Here is a 17,973-nt window from a genome sequence, read left to right as displayed (position 1 = left end):
GTATTGCCTTCAATATGGCCTAACTAATGGATGTGTGTAACGTAAACTCGGCCAATAAACTAAAATAATAATAATCTCTATAACAGACATTAGCTTATCTGTTTAACGGCGGCTAAATAGCCTCGTTAACACCAGTAAATACTGTTAACCAAACTAATAGCGGGTTCCCTCACCCCGCGCTAACCCAATTAAAAAGGCCACAATATGTTGACGTTAACCCAGGCGAAATATCGCCGAGCACTGATGCTATTAGTCAGTTTTCATATCTTAATTATTTGCGCAAGCAACTACCTTGTCCAACTGCCATTTCAGCTGTTTAGCTACCACACCACTTGGGGTGCTTTTAGCTTTCCATTTGTTTACTTAGCAACCGATTTAACCGTGAGAGTGTTTGGTCAGCAAGCCGCTAGAGGCATTATCCTCAAAGCCATGATACCGGCACTTGTCGTGTCGTATTTAGTCGGCGTATTTTTTCATCAAGGTCAATTACAAGCTTTTAGCGCCTTAGCTGAGTGGAATAGTTTTGTATTTCGCATCGCCTTTGCCAGCTTTGTGGCTTACTTAATTGGTCAGCTCATGGATATCACTGTATTTGCAAAATTACGTCAGGCCAAAGCTTGGTGGGTCGCACCTGCTGCATCAACATTAATTGGTAACTTAGTTGATACCTTAGTGTTTTTCAGTGTAGCGTTTTATGCCTCAAACGATGCGTTTATGGCAACACACTGGCCAGAAATAGCCACGGTGGATTACGCCTTTAAGCTGATAGTGAGCCTAGGTTTGTTTTTGCCCGCTTATGGTGTGTTACTAAAAGTGCTGCAAGACAAGATTCTACTTAATGACAGCAACGATAATGACAACGTTGTTATCCAAGTAAGTAAGTGAGCATCATAGTATTTGCGTAAACGTTTAATCTAGATAATAGGTTTAATCTAGATAATAGGTTTATTTAAATGATTGCTTGATTTACATAAGCAGTTAATCAATAAAAGCGACTGTCGGCTTAATTAATTATGCCGACATTGATGCGGCGTTTATAATGTTTTCGACAGCTGGGATGACGACATTCCGTTCTAATTCTCACCTGAGGCTATATAACTAAATAGTGTAGATTAAAGCGGATTTACACAGAACTTCACTCTATATCTCTGCGCAGTAGCTCTAGTAAGGCTAATAGTATATTCAGACAGCACAAACCCATTTGCCATTACGCTAAACAACGCTTAAATCCACATAAAAATAGTTTCATTTAATAAACACATCTAAATAGAATGGCAAAAGGCTAATAGAGAAAGATATTTTCTTTATTAATCAATGACTAACCTAATAATTTTAAGAAGTTATATATAAAAATGAAATTTATGACGATAAACACTTGCAAATACAAATGAGAATGATTATTATTAACTTGCGTTCCAAAGCTCGGTTTACTAAATAGAGACTTCATCACCTTTAATTAGTCTGCAGAGTTCGCAAGCACGACATTGCTCACACACTCTTTGTGGCCGGGTTAATCACCCGGCTTTTTTTTGCCTGTTTTTTGTCTATTTCTTGCCTATTTAGTAAAGTATTTTACTGTGTACTGTCACCAAAATGTAGGCCTTCATAAGGCCCAAGCTGCTGATCATCTTTGGCTTTATGGTAAAGCCCAATGGTAAATATAGTGCCAGTGCCTACCGTCGAATTCACTTCGATCGTACCGCCAAGTCGTTTAATAATCCCATAACTCAGAGATAACCCTAAACCAGTACCATCTTTACGGGTGGTATAAAATGGATCAAAGATACGACTCAAATCTTGTTTCGAAATCCCCATCCCTTCATCTTCAACTTCAATTTTTACCCCAATAGCGATTCCGTCTTCTAGCCAGTCGTAGGTTCGTAGCCAAATTCGACCTTTATTCTCAATCGCATGGGCAGCATTAACCATTAAGTTAATCAGCACTTGTAATAGCTGAGGTCGATTGACTTCTACTGAACCTGTAGCCGTAAACTCCTTGATCAATTTCACTTCTTGTTGCTCAATAGAGTGACGCGCTAATAACAGCATCTCTTCAACAATTGGCGTCACAGGTTGTAATGTTATCGGCGCATTAAATTCACCAGGACGGCTATATTGCAGCAGGCTACGAATGATAGTCGTTATCCTACCGACTTGTTGAATAACCAATTCAATTTCTTCTTCGACTATCGCAGCATTGTCACCCAGCTCATATTTTAATAGCTCCATGTTCCCCAAGATAACGGCAGTAGGATTATTAATTTCATGAGCAATACCGGCAATCAGTTCGCCCAGTGCGGTGAGTTTTTCGTTAGTCACTAATTGCTGTCTGGTGGCATGCAACAACGCAACATTACGTTCGAGCTCTTCTGTTTTATCTTGCAAGCTGCGGGTACGTTGTTCTACTTTTATTTCCAGCTGCTCTGCTGCCGCTTGAATTTGAGTATTACGTCGCTGCAACTGATCTAACATCCGGTCAAATTGCTCGGCCAAATGCGCCAACTCGTTATCACCGTTGATGTCTAATTTACCAATTCTGACATTTCGACCAGACTGTACTGCGGTAACAACTTGGTGAATATATTCAATAGGTTGAAGCAAACTATTAGCAGCGCGATAAACTAAAAAACCTGAAATCAATAACACGAAAACTAAAATAGTGCCGAGCTCGATAATATTGAGTAAATAATTATGTAAAAAAGGCGACTCAGAAAAACCGGCATACACCATCCCAACCCTTTTGCCACGAACATCGAGTAAAGGTAGATAACCCGAGATATACCAATCATTAAGTACAAAGGCACGATTTATCCACGTTTCGCCTTCAATGAGTACTTGCTGATAAACCTCATCAGACACTAAGGTCCCCAAGGCTCTATTGGATTTATTGCTGTCTTTTGGAAACAACTCCATAGGCACGTTGGTGCTAATGCGAATGTTATCCAAAAAAAGGGTTACGGTACCGATTGAACGTTCAGGCAAAGTGCCTTTGCCGTATACTAAGTCACGAATATTATCGACTATGTCGGTATTGTGGTTAAACAACATCCCACCATCTAAATACCAAAATACATTTCCCGACTGATCGGCTATTGGCAGTAGCGTTCGACTTAATAAACCTCGGGTTTCTATAGTTTGTTTAGGGTTTTTAGCATGTAATGTCGGGATCAATGTAATTTGAGCTTGTTTTGCTAAACCTGAGTTAATTCTTTCGAGACGTTTGGCTGGCAATACCATTAAACCCGAAAAAACCTTCTGTTTGGTTTGATGTAACATCAAACGTAAATCAGGGTCTCCAGCGGCATCGGCAACACTAATTAAACGTAAAAAGTCTAACCCTAACTCTTTTTTCTGTTGTGCCAATAGAATATTTAATGCACTTATCGCACTTGGATTAGGTTGTTGCTCACTGTGTTTTATTAGCCTAAATGCATGTTGAAAATCCCATGATTCACTTATCGAGTCGAGCTTGTCTTGTTGGCGTCCCTGCACTTGCACCAAGGTACTATTAGCGACAATTAAGTCAGCCTTTACCTTCATAAACAATTGCTTACCTGTGTATATCACATTCCAATAAATGGTAATAAATACTAAGCTAATTAAGGTTAATAAGATGGGTAATGATGTCAAAAACAAAATCCGATAACGCACTTTGGCTTGCATTTGCAGCCAACTAATACCGAAAACTCGTGTAAAAATACCAGTAGAATGCACCACTATTATTCTTCCTCAAGGCCTTGTTTTTCATGGGTTAGCCAATCTTTAAATTTTCTATCTAATGTTTTTCGTGACACTCCTAAATCTCGCGCTGCAGCAGATTTATTACCACTATGGCTATCGACCACTTTGGTCACATGTTGTTTTTCAACTTCTTTTAATGGCCAATTTAGTGGGTAGCCCATCGCATCATTCACCATAACTGACACTGGTTTTTTCCAATATTCCGCAGGCGGTTTGCCTAATAAGATGCAACGTTCAATCATATTTCGCAGTTCACGAATGTTACCGGGCCAATCATGCTGTTGCAGTACTTGTAGGTCTTCGTGGCTCCAAATAACATCTTTAATACCCAGCTCTTGTGACAACTGCAAGGTAAAATAATGAGTCAACTCAACAACATCTTCTGGCCGAGAGCGCAAAGATGGAATAACAATGTTTAATACATTCAGACGATAAAATAAATCACGTCTGAAACGACCCGCTTCAACTTCATCAATTAATAAACGATTAGTGGCCGCGACAACGCGCACATTAATATCGATTTCTTTTTCACTTCCTACAGGACGAATAGCTCGTTGCTCAAGCACTCTGAGTAAAGCGGTTTGCATGTTCATCGGCATTTCGCCAATTTCGTCCAAAAATATCGTGCCACCAGAGGCATAACTAAATAACCCTTCACGATTACCTTTAGCCCCGGTAAATGCGCCCGCTGTATGGCCAAATAGCTCACTGGCTAACAATTCAGGGGCGATGGCACCACAGTTTACTGGGACAAATGCACCACTTCGGCCACTCTGTTGATGTAATTGTCTGGCCACCAGCTCTTTACCTGTGCCTGATTCGCCCTCAATTAATACAACTGCGTTAGTCGGTGCGATGCGTTCAATGACCTCTTTCACATCACGTATAGCTTCACTGTTGCCGATAATGGTGGATGACTGTCCGTGCGATAGTTCTCGCCTTAGCATAAAATTTTCACGCTTTAGCAATCGTTTCTCGATACAGCGGTCAACGGCGGTAATCATTTGCTCTAAGTGAAACGGTTTCATAATGAAATCAGAGGCGCCAGCACGTAATGCTTTGATTGCCACATCCATATCAGCATAACCGGTCATAAAAATGATATCTGATTGACGATCTGGATCATCTAGCGCTTCATGCCACTCGATACCTGAACGATCGGGCAATCGAATATCAACAATCAATAAATCGAAATGGCCGTGACTGCGTAATTCTTCTGCTTGGGCAATTGTGGAGGCGGTTTCTACCAAGGCAAACTTCTTTGCCAAGGCTTTCATCAAAAAACTACGCATGCCAGGCTCATCATCAACGATAAGAACCGACATAGTGGTCTTGCTTACTGGGGAAATATGTTCATTTGGACTCATAAATGGACTCTTATTTGGACATTTTGACGCGCTTTTCACTACTGTATCATCGAAATCACAACACTTGGTCACTATGAACCACAGAAAAGTGATCGTGGGACAATTTGTCTAAGATAAATGATTAAAGCTTGGGAGCAAGTTCACAGTTTCGATTTTATGCGTGAACTGTATTTGCATTAACACTGCTTGGCATCTAACTTGCTTATTGCATTAGTAATTAAGCAAAACGGCTTAATGTTTTGTACAAGTTTTCAGTATGAACATCATGATTATTAATATATCAAGGAGCGGCAATGTTAAAACTCAAAGCAAGCGTTAGTATTCTGTTGGCGGCATCGGTACTCAGTGGAGCAATGTTCAGCCAAACTGCACTCGCAAATGAAGTGATCAAGTTAGCGACCACAACCAGTACTGAAAACTCAGGATTACTTGGGGCGCTGTTGCCAAAATTTGAAGCGGAATCAGGCTATAGTGTACAAGTGATTGCTACGGGTACAGGTAAAGCATTGAAGCTGGCAAGTCAGGGAGATGTTGATGTTGTTATGACTCATGCTCCAGAAGCCGAAGCACAGTTTGTTGCTGACGGTTATGGTATTGAGCCTCGCGGAATTATGGAAAATGATTTTATTGTATTAGGGCCTAAAAATGATCCGGCTGGGCTCAAGTCGAGCAAAGATGCCACTGAAGCATTTAGCAAAATTGCTCATAAGCCAAGTAAATTTATTTCTCGTGGTGATAACTCTGGTACTAATATGAAAGAGTTAGCCATTTGGAAAGATGCGGGCGTTAAACCTGAATTTACTGGCTATACCTCTGTTGGCCAAGGCATGGGTAAAACCTTATTAATGGCCAATGAATTTCAGGCTTATACCTTAGCGGATCGCGGTACGTTTATTGCTTATAAAGCTAAGCTAGACCTTAATATTAGTTTTGAAGGTGGCGCGGAATTAGCTAACCCTTACCAAATTATTTTGATCAACCCTACAAAATACCCAGACTTGAATCATAAAGGGGCAAGAGCATTAAGCGATTGGTTTATTAGCCCTGCAACGCAAACTATGATCAATAATTATAAAGTGCAAGGAGAGCAATTGTTTAAGGCAACTTATAAAAAATGAGTGACGGCTGGTTAGCCCTATTGCAGCAAGCATTTAGCTTGCTGCTATCTTTTGACCCACATGTATGGGCAATTATTAACATCTCATTTTCGGTGTCTTTTGCCGCGCTGTTGATCACCATTATTCCGTCGATGATGTTAGGTTTTATCCTCGCGTTTAGTCATTTCAGAGGCCGCTGGATCGTCACTAACTTAGTGCAAACATTGCAATCTATTCCCACTGTCGTGATCGGTTTATTAGTGTATTTATTGTTAACTCGCAATGGTGTCTTGGGCGATTTAAAGTGGCTATTCACTCAAAAAGGAATGATTTTAGGGCAGATGTTAATTTGTGCTCCAGTATTAATCGCATTGTCGCAAGCCGCTTTTGCCAGTGTAGATCGTAGAGCGTGGGAAACATCTCGTACATTAGGAGCCTCATGGCTACGCGCGATTTGGACCTTATGTCGTGAACTGCGAGGCCCCTTACTACTCGCCATTATTGCAGCGTTTAGTCGCATTTTAACTGAAGTAGGTTGCTCGATGATGGTAGGGGGTAATATTATGAATGTCACCCGTAATATTCCCACCGCAATAGCACTTGAAACGAGCAAAGGCGATTTTGCACAAGCTATCGCGCTAGGATTAGTCTTATTGATATTAGCGGTAGTGTTAAACTTCATCTTAGGTTCATTGCGAGGCAAAGCCGTCCCGAGGAGTCATTAAAATGACATTATCACATGACTCAGACACCTCTTTGGCCAGTATTCATGCAACTAACCTACTGGTAACCTTTAATCAGCAGAGACTCTTTAGCGCAACTGATTTACATTTTAGCCAAGGTGATGTCATTTACCTGCAAGGTGACAATGGCTCGGGTAAATCGACCTTAATGAAACTCCTCGCTGGATTGATTAAACCAAACCAAGGCCAGATCACCAGCCAGGGGTTTGCGCCTCAAACGTGGTGGCGACCGTCATCTCTTTTAGGTAAAGCGGTTTATTTACATCAACATCCTTATCTTTTTGAAGGCACAGTAAAGTACAACTTAACCTACGCCTTGGATCAGCAGGCTTTAGCGCCTGAACAACGTAAAAAACGGATCCAACAGGCCATTCATATGGCTCAACTCACCGATTTACTGAATCATAATGCCAGCGACCTGTCGGGTGGTGAGAGACAACGTCTTGCCATTGCCAGAGCTTGGATTGCACAACCTAAATTGTTAATGCTTGATGAACCGATTTCGAATATGGACAAACACTCACTGCGCTTGGTTCTCGCGATGATTAATCAACTCAAACAAGACGGCACAGGACTGCTAATTAGCAGCCATCAAACTTGTGGCCTGACCGCGTTGTGTCAACAACATTGGCATATAAAGCAGCGCACAATTCATACCAGTATTCATGTACCTCAAACAGATGATTTACATGATACCCACACAACGGAATTACATTATGGCACCACAAATTGATGCGGTGATTTTAGCTGGCGGCATGGCAAGACGAATGGGCGGCAATGACAAAGGCTTAGTGGATCTCAATGGCCAAGCGATGATTTGTCATACAATTAATAAGCTGTCGACTCAAGTGGATCAGATCCTGATTAATGCTAATCGGAACCAAACTCAATATGAGCAATGGGGTTACACCGTTTTCAGCGATCAAGACAGCGGCTATTTAGGCCCTTTAGCTGGAATGGTGACCGCCTTAAAACAGACTCAAGCTGATTATTTACTTGTGGTCCCTTGTGACTGTCCTATGCTGCCAACCGACTTAACCGCAAGGTTATTAGCTGCTTTAGAGCAACAACAAGCCGACCTTGCTGTTGCTAGTGATGGTGAATATGAACAACCCGTAGTGTTATTGCTAAAACCACATCTGGCAGCATCGATGCAGGCTTTTTTAGATGCGGGAGAGCGCAAAATTGATTTTTGGTATCGCCAACATAAAGTGGCAGTAGAAAGTTTTGCTGACCAACCCAATGCATTCGTTAACATCAATACACCAGAACAAAAACAGCAGTTAGCAACGCAAATTGCCAAGTAATTCAGTAGAGGTACTTCATGACAGCATTATTTTCTAATCCATTGTCCATTCCCGTTTTGGGATTTTGTGCATACAGTGGCACAGGTAAAACCACTCTACTTAAACAGCTTATTCCGGTCTTAATTGAACGCGGTTTACGTTTAGCCGTTATTAAGCACGCACATCATAATTTTGATGTTGATGTTCCGGGTAAAGACAGTTTCGAAATGCGCAAAGCTGGGGCAAGGCAAGTATTGGTAGCGTCTCATGTGCGCTGGGCATTAATGACTGAAGATCCTGTTGATGACGACCCACAATTACAACATTTACTGCGTCAAATTGAAGCAGAAAAAGTCGATATCGTACTGGTAGAAGGCTTTAAAAAACTGGCATTACCTAAAATTGAATTACACCGTGCAGCACATAATAAACCTTTGATTCATATACATGATGACAATATCGTTGCGATAGCCTGTTGTGATGAAACCACAGTACCAGATTCATTAACGCGCTTAGATTTAAACAACGTGGCGCAAATTGCTGATTTTGTACAACACTATCAACAAAATTGGCAGACAGAAGAGGTCAACTTGCCGATTGATGCGAGCAAAGCGACACAAATGGACGATACGGCAAACAGTCAACACGGTATTAGTGTATCCCAAGGCGTTGCGGCGGTATTAAGCCAAGTGACCCCCATTGTGGACACAGAATTAGTCAGTCTTTTCGATATTGATAATCGCGTACTGGCACATGATATTATTTCTGAAATAAACGTACCTCAACAAACTAACTCAGCAATGGACGGTTATGCCTTTGCGTTTAGTAACTTATCTAATAAACCTCTTAAAATCGTGGCAGAAGTATTAGCAGGACATCATTACTCCAATATGCTGCAAGACGGCGAAGCCGTGCGCATTATGACCGGAGCAACAGTGCCAAAAGGCGCTGACACCATTCAGCCACGAGAGCTAGCAAACGAACAAGATAACCTGTTAACCCTTTTTGAACATGAGCACATCGTTAAAGGTCAGCATGTACGTCTAGCAGGTGAAGATATTGCTAGCGGTGACGTCGCTTTAGCGGCAGGAAAACGTTTAGGTGCCGCTGAACTAGGTCTATTAGCATCACTTGGATTTGATCGACTACCTTTATTTAAACGCCCTACCGTCGCGGTATTTTCAACTGGCGATGAAGTCAGCCAACCAGGACAAACACTCAAACCAAACTGCATCTATGACTCAAATCGCTATACCGTATTATCGATGGCTAAAAAGCTCGGTTGTCAGGTTATCGATTTAGGCATTATTGAAGATAATGAACACATACTCACCGCGACGTTACGCAGTGCGGCAGAGCAAGCAGATATCGTCATCAGCTCTGGCGGCGTATCTGTGGGTAATGCCGATTACATTAAAACGGCACTCGCCAATGTGGGCAACACTCAATTTTGGCGAATTAACATGCGACCAGGTCGCCCTCTCGCGGTAGGGAATATTGACCAAAGCCTATTTTTTGGCTTACCGGGAAACCCTGTGGCGGTTATGGTGGCATTTTTACAGTTTGTGCAACCTGCTATCCGTAAATTAGCTGGCGAACTTCACTGGCAACCTCAGTTTATTCCTGCCATTGCACAGCATGCATTACGCAGTAAAACGGGGCGTACTGAATTTTTACGCGGTATTTATGCTATTGGGTCAGATGGCAGAATCAAGGTAAGTACCACGGGTGCGCAAGGGTCTGGCATGCTCAGTTCAATGGTCAGCGCTAATTGTTTAATTGTCATTGGTGATGATACTGCCAGCATACCTGCTGGCGAGTCTGTGTTTATTCAACCCTTTGCTGATTTACTGTAAGTGCTGATATGAGCCAACTTATCGACAACTTTCAGCGGAAAGTAGATTATTTACGCTTATCGATAACCGATCGTTGCGATTTTCGCTGTGTATATTGCATGAGCGAAGATCCGACTTTTTTACCTAAGTCACATGTGCTGAGTTTGGAAGAATTATCGTGGATAGCCCAAGCTTTTACTGAGCTTGGGGTAAAAAAAATACGCCTCACCGGTGGCGAGCCACTAGTGCGATCTGATTGTGACAAACTGGTCAAATTATTGAGAAAATTGCCTCAACTGGAAGAACTCTCTATGACCACTAATGGGTCTCGATTATCTAAACTCGCTAAGCCGCTGTTTGATAATGGCCTTAGCCGATTGAATATCAGCCTTGATACCTTAAACCCCGATGTATTTGCGCAACTAACCCGTAACGGAAAACTGGAACGTGTCATCGCTGGCATTGATGCCGCAATAGCGGCTGGCTTTCGTAACATCAAAATCAATGCGGTCATTTTGCGCGGACAAAACGATCATGAAGTATTAGATTTAGTTGAGTTCTGTCGCCAACGTCAACTCGATATCGCTTTCATTGAAGAGATGCCAATTGGACTCATGGATGATCGCCATCGTAGCCGTCATTGTTCAAGTGACGAAGTCCGAAACATTATAGAAACGCGCTATCCCTTAATCGCTTCCTCTAAGCGCACTGGCGGCCCTTCTCGATATGTAAAAATGGCCGACAGCACGATTCGGATCGGATTTATATCGCCACACAGCAATGACTTTTGTCATGAATGTAATCGGGTAAGAGTAACCGTTGAAGGGCAATTATTATTATGCTTAGGAAATGAGAATGCCATTGATTTAAAATCAATTGTGCGACAATTCCCCGCCGATATTGAACGCCTTAAACAAGCCATTACCGATGGAATGCAATACAAGCCGCAATCTCACCACTTTAATCTCGACGCTGCGCCACAAATACTACGCTTTATGAATGCCACTGGCGGTTAATTGTTTTTGCTATCGTCAATGGTACACTTATGCCATGATTTGCCGCCTCAAACTAGCGAGTTACATTGCTAGTTTGAGATAGTTTTTTATCCACGTTAAGGTGATTTATGGCCCTGTCACGCAAAAATTGGAACTATATTATTATTGGTGCCAGTGTATTTATGATTGCGGTGTTGTCTTTTATCAATGACAAAACTGCCAATGTTCCGGATGATACTGTGCCTTTATTTGATCCGCAGCTGCCGTTGAAACAATTACAACTTGATGGTATTTGGCTAAGTCAACAAGACGGCCGGTGGCAGTGTCATTCGCAGGTACTCAATTGTCAGCAATGGGCTTTATCGTGGCAAAATATTAGTGTTTCACCATTAAAAAAACAGCCTGAACATAGTCTAAAAGAGCAAGCACTGTCTATTGCTATCGATAATATGCAAACGACACAACTGTGGCGCTATTTTCCAAACGAAGGTTTATTACAATCGTCCAGTCAGAATTGGTATCTAGTACCGCCGAGTTTGCGGGCTGGATTACAACCTATATTAGCCATACCTCCACAATCAAAATAATGAGTCTTTATGCCTGAATTACCAGAAGTTGAAGTAACCCGCCTAGGGATCAGTCCATACCTTATTGAACAAACGGTAAGTGAATTGATTGTGCGCAATGCCTCGCTTCGTTGGCCTGTGCCAGCTATTGCGCAAAATATTGTTGGGCAGCGTATTACCAATGTCCGCAGACGAGCTAAATACTTACTCATTGATACCGATGCAGGAATGACAATAGTGCATCTAGGCATGTCAGGCAGTTTGCGTATTTTACCGCGCAATACCCCAATCGAAAAACATGACCATATTGATTTAGTACTCGAAAATGGCCGCATGTTGCGATTTAACGATCCACGTCGCTTTGGTGCTTGGTTGTGGTATGAATTACCAGAAGAAGCCCATCCACTGCTATCAAAGCTTGGCCCAGAACCACTAAGCCCTCATTTCACGCCATTACAATTACAAGCAGCACTTGCTGGCAAGAAAAAGGCGATTAAACTGTGCTTAATGGATAATCACATCGTGGTTGGAGCCGGTAATATTTACGCCAACGAAGCTTTATTTGCTGCCGGGATCCACCCCGAAGCCGCGGCAGGAAGTATTGATTTAGAACGGCTAACGATTCTTGTCAGTGAAGTTAAACAAATTTTGGCACACGCCATTGAACAAGGCGGAACAACATTAAAAGACTTTACTAATGCAGACGGTAAGCCAGGTTATTTTGCCCAAAAACTGCATGTTTATGGCCGTGGCGGCAAAACCTGTACAGCCTGTGGCAATTTATTAAGTGAGATAAAACTGGGCCAACGTACCACGGTTTTTTGTGGTTTATGCCAACAGCGTTAGTCGGATAAATAACGCCTAAATCGCATGTCAATTTACACATAAAAAAGGGAGCCATTGGGCTCCCTCATATCATCAACCTCAACTCGGGTTAATCAACCATAAGGCTTAAAACTTATATTCGTAAGTCGAAAAAACAGTGCCTTGAGTATCATCATCTTGTACTTCGAACTCTGAATTAGCCACACTGCCACCTAAGGTCAACATGCCGTTAAACATAGGCAAACGATATGACAATTCCAGCATCATGATATCTTCTTTCAATGGCTGTGGAGCCCAAACACCACCGCGATTAACACCGTCTTTATTCAGTTGAGCATAACGGAGAATAGAGGTAAAACCATGACTATTATCGAACTGACCAATTAAGCCTAATGCATAAACATTGGCATCACTGTCATAGGTACTGCCAAACGCACGACCATAATAACGTGAGCCACTTTGGTATGTTGAATGCTCATAAAAACAGTTAAATTGATCTTTGTCTTCACCGCAATACACCATAGTATCGGTGTACTCGATAAATAATTTATATTGTTGTTTGGCAATATTAAAGCGTGTGTCTGCACCAACCATTTTACCGCAATCAACGATTTGCCATGGATCACCTTTTGAATCTTCGCAGGTACGCTCTAAGTACAAACCGACAGGCACATCAAACCAGGTATCTGCATAACGGACATCAAAGCCCGCCATCTGGTTACCATAGTTTGAACAACCTTCACCTTGGCCGGTATCCGCTCGACAATCACGCTGACCAGTAATGGATTTAACTGCGGTATTGAAGCTACATTCTTGGCCTTCACCGCAAAACTGTGTAGTCCACGATAAGCCAATTTCTAACTGCCTAAATGGCTTAATTGCCCCACGAAGATTCCATAATAGGGTATGTGGAGAATAACGATCTTCTTCCGTAACACTCACACCACCAGTTAAGCTCCAATCGCCTATCCATGACAGCCAAGGTGTTTCAAATGCTTGAGAATTATTACGACTGACCATTAAAGACGGCATTGGACGAGCATTATTTGATTTATGCAATGATGAGTCAAATCCAGGTCCCCACCATTGACCGACGCTACCGGCAGTGACAATCCAATTGCCTAGCACTACCGCAATATAAGAATCATCTAAACGGATTTCTTCGTCGTCCGCAGGGTTATAATTTGCCGATGCAGAAATCTTATAAGAAAATCGCTCTCCAGTGTATTCGTGTGAGCCTTGTAACTGGCCCTTTTCACGATAATCAGAGCCAAAATGTTGAAAACGCGCCTCATCAGATGCTGCTGCTACTTTTATACTGGTGTTACCACGATTCCCTACAGCATTTTGGTAGTAAAAATTAACTCGTGCAAATGCATCCACCAAATCTGGCGTTAACAAAGCAGGTTCAGCTTGAGCTAAATCAGTTCCAATACCAGACCACATCAATGGAAATGTATTAATAGGTGCACTAATCACTCCGGCATCAGCTAAGGCTTGAATATCTGCACGCAAATAGATATCAGAAGTATCGACCCATGGTGCAGCTTGAGCACTGCTATAGAGCATCATCGCGCTTAATCCAAGTGCGGCAGCAACCTTAGTTGACTTAAATCCTTTTATCATGAAATTACTTACCTTCTTTATCTAATTGAATTTGTGCTACTTTCAGCTTTAATGCAGCTGCGATCTGTGGATGAACAAATTGACTCACATCACCCCCATGTAATGCCACTTCTTTTACTAACGTAGAAGAAATAAATGAGTTTTCTTCCGCAGGGGTTAAAAACACACTTTCAAGATCAGGGCTTAAACGGCGATTCATATTTGCCAACTGAAACTCGTATTCGAAATCAGATACCGCACGAAGCCCACGGATCAACACACTCGCATGTTGCTCTTTAGCGAAATCAACCAACAACCCAGTAAAGCCGACAACTTCGACATTTTTTAAATGTGCTGTCACTAAGTTAACTTGAGCGACACGTTCTTCGAGAGAGAAACGAGGCTGCTTAGAAGGATTTGACGCTATACCAATAATCACATGCTTGAATAAGCGGGCTGCACGTTCGATTAAATCGGCATGACCGTTAGTTACAGGGTCAAAAGTACCTGGATAAATTGCTCTTCTGTGCATAATATTTCGCCTTTACATCATTTGTAGCCGCTAGTTTAGCGACTTTTATCACCAGAATGAATCACCATTTGGTTTAGGTATGGGTTAATATCACATGGCGACATGACTATTTTTGTATTTTGGGAAGTGATGGCAGATGTTGTTTATGTTTCAACAATTTCAACTCGAACTTCACTTTTTGCCAAATACGCAATAAATGATGACGTTCAACATGAGTACGTCTACCTTGTCGATTAATATCACTGTCTAAATCGGTTCCAATCACAGGAAAAGGTCTTACAACAAAGCAACGTAATTGTTTTTCGAACCAAAATTGAATATCAATATCAACAGGACGGGCAATAGGGTATGCCGTTGCTAATAATTTTTGTGCTCCAGCAAATGACACGCATTGGCCGCGGGTTGAAGCTGGTAACTTTAAACATGTGGATAAACTAAAGCGCTCATCAAGCACAATCGATTTTACAATACCTTTGGGCTTACGCCCGTGACACAATTTAATGTAATCCCAATCAGCAGAAAGATTATTAATGTGTTGTATCACCGTCATTAACGCAGGATCTAGGATAGAGTCATCCTCAAGAATTAAAGCGTAATCTAACTGTTGTTCAATAATCATTTGCCAACATTGGACATGGCTTAGGTAGCAGCCAATTTCACCCAAATTAAGCTTTTTGTCGTATTTTTGAAGGTTTGTTTGCGGATCATACACTTTCGCAATATCGATATCGTGCAAATCCTTACCGTATACGGCGGAAATACGTTGGTATTCGATACCTAATTGTTTTAGCTGCTCATCCATGAACGTAAATCGTTCAGTACTGTTATCTAAATTAATGAGAAAAACTTTACATTTCATATATTACTAACCCAAACACCCAATTTAATCATGTTCAACTACTGATATTTAACCCTAGAATATTCAGTAATGGCGACATCTGCTGAATAAAATGGTTGATGCTACCGTTAGGTTACTTTTACTAGTGACATTTGATTTAATCCATTGAATAAATTGAAAACAACCCTTAAGAAAACCGTGGTTGTTTTGCGTCCTTGCACTCACATGCATTTCACCATTTTTACAGTGAGAGGTTTGGGAGTATATCATTAATATTCTGGCTTTAGCTTGTTGTCAAAAAATTCATCACAATGGCTAGATTAGTTAACAATAGCAACCGATATTTGTTAACCCTTGATACAATTCCGCATGCAAACGATGAACAAACGGTCTTGAGTTGATATACTCTGTGACAGCTCTTGCGCCAATCATCATGGTCGTTGAGAAAATCGTTAAAAGTCACAATACAATAAGCCCCATCATCTGATGGAATTAAGTTAATATTTTATCTTTCAGACAGTCATATGAAAAAAATCTTAGTCATCAAACACGATAAAATTGGCGATTTTGTACTGACATGGCCAGCACTTTATTTACTCAGAAAAGCAATGCCCGAAGCGACTATTGATGTATTTGTCGCACCGGTTGTTAAGTCCTTTGCTGAAGCCTGTCCATATGTAGACAACACTATTATCGACTCAAAAGATGATACAGACATTGCTGAGCAAATTGCGAAGCAACATTACGATGCTGTAATCATTCTGTTGTCAGAATTTCGAATTTATAAAATTCTTAGCAAAAGCAATATTCCATATAAATTAGTACCTAAACATAATTGGTATCAATATTTATATAAACATCGAGCAAGCAATGAATACTTAAACAGTGAAGGTTGCTGGCGAGGTGCGTGTATGCTGGTAGAGCACTTCTTAACTCACCACGGTTATGCCATTCCTAAACTACCTGATAGATTTTGGGATATGAGTGATCGCAAAGAATATTGGCAACAACACTACCAAAAGTTAACCAACGAAAAGCTAATTTTTATTCATCCAGGTACCGGTGGCTCTTCTGGTTGCGTACCTGTAGAAAAGCTAGTTCAGTTAATGATAAATGTTGATCAACAAACTCAATCAGCATGCCATTTTATTTTAACATTTAACGGAAGTGAACTGGAGCTAGCAAAAGAAATTCAAACGTTACTGGCCAATACCTCAATTAAAATATCGCTGGCTAAGCCGTTAGACCGTTTGATTGATTTTTCCGAATCATTGGTAGCAGCAGACATGTTTATTGCCGGCTCAACAGGGCCTCTGCATATCGCGGGCTTACATAATGTGCCTACTGTTGGATTTTACGCAGGAAGACGCTCAACACCTCATATTAGATGGGGAACATTATCTGAACCAAGCAAACGATTTGCTTATACGCCTCCCGTAGGAAAAAGAACGGGTCGTAATATGGCATTAATCAATTTTGATCAGGTATCGAATGAAATAGCCGACTTTTTGAACAAACAATCTTAGATTGTCGCAGTGTGTTAAATTAGCTCATCGCGAGCAACAATAATGGAAATACGAATATGATAGTTGTGACAGGCGCAGCCGGGTTTATTGGTAGTAATTTAGTAAAACAACTTAATGCCATGGGCCGAAATGACATTATTGCGGTAGACGACTTAACTGACGGCACCCAGATGTTCAATTTAGCCGATTGTGAAATTGCTGATTATCTTGATAAAGATGATTTCATCAAGCAAATCAAAGCGGGCGATTTTGATAACAAACTTGAAGTCATTTTCCATCAAGGCGCTTGCTCATCGACCACCGAGTGGGATGGCAAGTTTATGATGGCCAATAACTACGAGTATTCAAAAACATTATTGCATTACAGCCAAGCTAATAACTGCCAATTTATTTATGCTTCTTCTGCATCTGTCTATGGTGGCAGCGAAAAGTTTATTGAGCAACGCGAACTCGAAAAACCGCTCAATGTCTACGCTTACTCTAAGTTCTTATTTGATCAATATGTAAGACAGCAAAAGCTCACTGGCCAAGTGGCAGGATTACGTTATTTCAACGTCTATGGTCCACGTGAACAACACAAGGGTGGCATGGCCAGTGTGGCGTTCCACTTTAACAACCAAATTAACGCTAATGGTGTGTGTCGTTTGTTTGAAGGTGTTGATGGTTATGAAAATGGTCAGCAACTTCGTGACTTTGTGTTTGTCGAAGATGTGGTTAACGTCAATTTATGGCTATGGCAGAATCCATCAGTATCGGGCATATATAACTGCGGAACAGGCCAAGCGCAAAGCTTTAATGATGTTGCCAATGCTGTGATTGCTTATCATGGTAAAGGGCACGTTGAATACATTCCTTTCCCAGACAAATTGAAAGGCGCTTATCAGAGTTATACCCAAGCAGATTTAACTCAATTAAGAGCGGCTGGTTATCAAGCTGAGTTTAAAACAGTTGAGCAAGCTGTACCTGAATATTTAGATTGGCTTAAAACCCAACATTTTATTGGTCAATAACGGTTTA

General features: G+C 41.3%; 16 protein-coding genes. 11 read left to right on the top strand and 5 right to left on the bottom strand.

Going from position 1 to position 17,973, the window contains the following annotated elements; translation table 11 throughout:
• Positions 1-204 precede the first annotated feature (204 nt).
• Positions 205-885 carry a 7-cyano-7-deazaguanine/7-aminomethyl-7-deazaguanine transporter gene (locus HNW13_RS19330; RefSeq protein ID WP_192116200.1) on the top strand — a complete coding sequence of 227 codons (681 nt, stop codon included), beginning with the start codon at positions 205-207 and terminating at the stop codon, positions 883-885.
• 687 nt (positions 886-1,572) lie between these two features.
• On the opposite strand, the gene HNW13_RS19325 is transcribed toward HNW13_RS19330, so the two are convergent.
• On the bottom strand, positions 1,573-3,663 hold the full coding sequence (locus HNW13_RS19325) for a HAMP domain-containing sensor histidine kinase (RefSeq protein ID WP_192116258.1): 2,091 nt from the start codon (positions 3,661-3,663) through the stop codon (positions 1,573-1,575).
• A 56-nt stretch (positions 3,664-3,719) separates the two neighbouring features.
• Entirely contained in the window at positions 3,720-5,108 is a 1,389-nt protein-coding gene (locus HNW13_RS19320) for a sigma-54 dependent transcriptional regulator (RefSeq protein WP_101088587.1), read from the bottom strand.
• A 293-nt stretch (positions 5,109-5,401) separates the two neighbouring features.
• Between HNW13_RS19320 and HNW13_RS19315 the strand changes: the two genes are divergently transcribed.
• The 8 genes from HNW13_RS19315 to mutM all read left to right on the top strand — a co-directional run bounded on the left by HNW13_RS19315 (position 5,402) and on the right by mutM (position 12,476).
• Positions 5,402-6,226, top strand: a complete 825-nt coding sequence (locus tag HNW13_RS19315; RefSeq protein ID WP_192116201.1) for a substrate-binding domain-containing protein — start codon at positions 5,402-5,404, stop codon at positions 6,224-6,226.
• Complete coding sequence (locus HNW13_RS19310) at positions 6,223-6,930, top strand: ABC transporter permease (protein WP_192116202.1); 708 nt, start codon at positions 6,223-6,225, stop codon at positions 6,928-6,930. Before HNW13_RS19315 ends, HNW13_RS19310 begins: the two co-directional genes overlap by 4 nt.
• A gap of 1 nt (position 6,931) precedes the next feature.
• Positions 6,932-7,681, top strand: a complete 750-nt coding sequence (locus HNW13_RS19305) for an energy-coupling factor ABC transporter ATP-binding protein (protein WP_192116203.1) — start codon at positions 6,932-6,934, stop codon at positions 7,679-7,681.
• On the top strand, positions 7,665-8,255 hold the full coding sequence (gene mobA, locus HNW13_RS19300; protein ID WP_182744905.1) for a molybdenum cofactor guanylyltransferase MobA: 591 nt from the start codon (positions 7,665-7,667) through the stop codon (positions 8,253-8,255). The genes HNW13_RS19305 and mobA overlap by 17 nt, the downstream gene beginning before the upstream one ends.
• Before the next feature lie 17 nt (positions 8,256-8,272).
• A complete protein-coding gene (locus HNW13_RS19295) occupies positions 8,273-10,090 on the top strand; it encodes a bifunctional molybdopterin-guanine dinucleotide biosynthesis adaptor protein MobB/molybdopterin molybdotransferase MoeA (RefSeq protein WP_192116204.1) in 1,818 nt (605 codons plus the stop codon).
• A gap of 8 nt (positions 10,091-10,098) precedes the next feature.
• The gene (gene moaA / locus HNW13_RS19290) at positions 10,099-11,085 is read left to right on the top strand and encodes a GTP 3',8-cyclase MoaA (RefSeq protein WP_192116205.1); all 987 of its coding nucleotides are present in this window, start codon (positions 10,099-10,101) and stop codon (positions 11,083-11,085) included.
• Positions 11,086-11,192: 107 nt separating this feature from the next.
• Positions 11,193-11,651 (top strand): hypothetical protein, encoded by a 459-nt coding sequence (locus tag HNW13_RS19285; protein WP_192116206.1) that lies wholly within the window; start codon positions 11,193-11,195, stop codon positions 11,649-11,651.
• 9 nt (positions 11,652-11,660) lie between these two features.
• Positions 11,661-12,476: a bifunctional DNA-formamidopyrimidine glycosylase/DNA-(apurinic or apyrimidinic site) lyase gene (mutM, locus tag HNW13_RS19280; RefSeq protein WP_192116207.1), complete on the top strand. Its 816-nt coding sequence runs from the start codon at positions 11,661-11,663 to the stop codon at positions 12,474-12,476.
• Positions 12,477-12,581: 105 nt separating this feature from the next.
• Here mutM and HNW13_RS19275 read toward each other — a convergent pair whose 3' ends face one another.
• The 3 genes from HNW13_RS19275 to HNW13_RS19265 form a co-directional block, all read right to left on the bottom strand.
• Positions 12,582-14,081 carry a capsule assembly Wzi family protein gene (locus tag HNW13_RS19275; protein WP_192116208.1) on the bottom strand — a complete coding sequence of 500 codons (1,500 nt, stop codon included), beginning with the start codon at positions 14,079-14,081 and terminating at the stop codon, positions 12,582-12,584.
• 4 nt (positions 14,082-14,085) lie between these two features.
• Positions 14,086-14,592, bottom strand: coding sequence for a pantetheine-phosphate adenylyltransferase (coaD, locus tag HNW13_RS19270; protein WP_011639335.1), 507 nt, complete (start codon positions 14,590-14,592; stop codon positions 14,086-14,088).
• Positions 14,593-14,698: 106 nt separating this feature from the next.
• Complete coding sequence (locus tag HNW13_RS19265; RefSeq protein ID WP_192116209.1) at positions 14,699-15,451, bottom strand: glycosyltransferase family 25 protein; 753 nt, start codon at positions 15,449-15,451, stop codon at positions 14,699-14,701.
• Between the two features lie 503 nt (positions 15,452-15,954).
• Between HNW13_RS19265 and HNW13_RS19260 the strand changes: the two genes are divergently transcribed.
• Positions 15,955-16,956, top strand: a complete 1,002-nt coding sequence (locus tag HNW13_RS19260; protein WP_182745106.1) for a glycosyltransferase family 9 protein — start codon at positions 15,955-15,957, stop codon at positions 16,954-16,956.
• Positions 16,957-17,012: 56 nt separating this feature from the next.
• Positions 17,013-17,966 (top strand): ADP-glyceromanno-heptose 6-epimerase, encoded by a 954-nt coding sequence (rfaD, locus tag HNW13_RS19255; RefSeq protein WP_182745107.1) that lies wholly within the window; start codon positions 17,013-17,015, stop codon positions 17,964-17,966.
• Positions 17,967-17,973 lie beyond the last annotated feature (7 nt).

Origin of the sequence: Shewanella sp. BF02_Schw (assembly GCF_014596695.2) — a bacterium.
Lineage (GTDB): Bacteria > Pseudomonadota > Gammaproteobacteria > Enterobacterales > Shewanellaceae > Shewanella.
The sequence above is the reverse complement of the archived record's forward strand: the minus strand, read 5'-3'. Positions and strand labels throughout refer to the sequence as shown.

Excerpts from the sequence above, each read along its gene's own strand:
- HNW13_RS19265 (WP_192116209.1), bottom strand. The coding sequence starts at position 15,451 with ATGAAATGTAAAGTTTTTCTCATTAATTTAGATAACAGTACTGAACGA.
- HNW13_RS19325 (WP_192116258.1), bottom strand. The coding sequence starts at position 3,663 with ATGCAAGCCAAAGTGCGTTATCGGATTTTGTTTTTGACATCATTACCC.
- coaD (WP_011639335.1), bottom strand. The coding sequence starts at position 14,592 with ATGCACAGAAGAGCAATTTATCCAGGTACTTTTGACCCTGTAACTAAC.
- HNW13_RS19330 (WP_192116200.1), top strand. The coding sequence starts at position 205 with ATGTTGACGTTAACCCAGGCGAAATATCGCCGAGCACTGATGCTATTA.
- mobA (WP_182744905.1), top strand. The coding sequence starts at position 7,665 with ATGGCACCACAAATTGATGCGGTGATTTTAGCTGGCGGCATGGCAAGA.
- moaA (WP_192116205.1), top strand. The coding sequence starts at position 10,099 with ATGAGCCAACTTATCGACAACTTTCAGCGGAAAGTAGATTATTTACGC.
- mutM (WP_192116207.1), top strand. The coding sequence starts at position 11,661 with ATGCCTGAATTACCAGAAGTTGAAGTAACCCGCCTAGGGATCAGTCCA.
- HNW13_RS19305 (WP_192116203.1), top strand. The coding sequence starts at position 6,932 with ATGACATTATCACATGACTCAGACACCTCTTTGGCCAGTATTCATGCA.
- HNW13_RS19295 (WP_192116204.1), top strand. The coding sequence starts at position 8,273 with ATGACAGCATTATTTTCTAATCCATTGTCCATTCCCGTTTTGGGATTT.
- HNW13_RS19315 (WP_192116201.1), top strand. The coding sequence starts at position 5,402 with ATGTTAAAACTCAAAGCAAGCGTTAGTATTCTGTTGGCGGCATCGGTA.
- HNW13_RS19310 (WP_192116202.1), top strand. The coding sequence starts at position 6,223 with ATGAGTGACGGCTGGTTAGCCCTATTGCAGCAAGCATTTAGCTTGCTG.
- HNW13_RS19320 (WP_101088587.1), bottom strand. The coding sequence starts at position 5,108 with ATGAGTCCAAATGAACATATTTCCCCAGTAAGCAAGACCACTATGTCG.
- HNW13_RS19285 (WP_192116206.1), top strand. The coding sequence starts at position 11,193 with ATGGCCCTGTCACGCAAAAATTGGAACTATATTATTATTGGTGCCAGT.
- rfaD (WP_182745107.1), top strand. The coding sequence starts at position 17,013 with ATGATAGTTGTGACAGGCGCAGCCGGGTTTATTGGTAGTAATTTAGTA.
- HNW13_RS19260 (WP_182745106.1), top strand. The coding sequence starts at position 15,955 with ATGAAAAAAATCTTAGTCATCAAACACGATAAAATTGGCGATTTTGTA.
- HNW13_RS19275 (WP_192116208.1), bottom strand. The coding sequence starts at position 14,081 with ATGATAAAAGGATTTAAGTCAACTAAGGTTGCTGCCGCACTTGGATTA.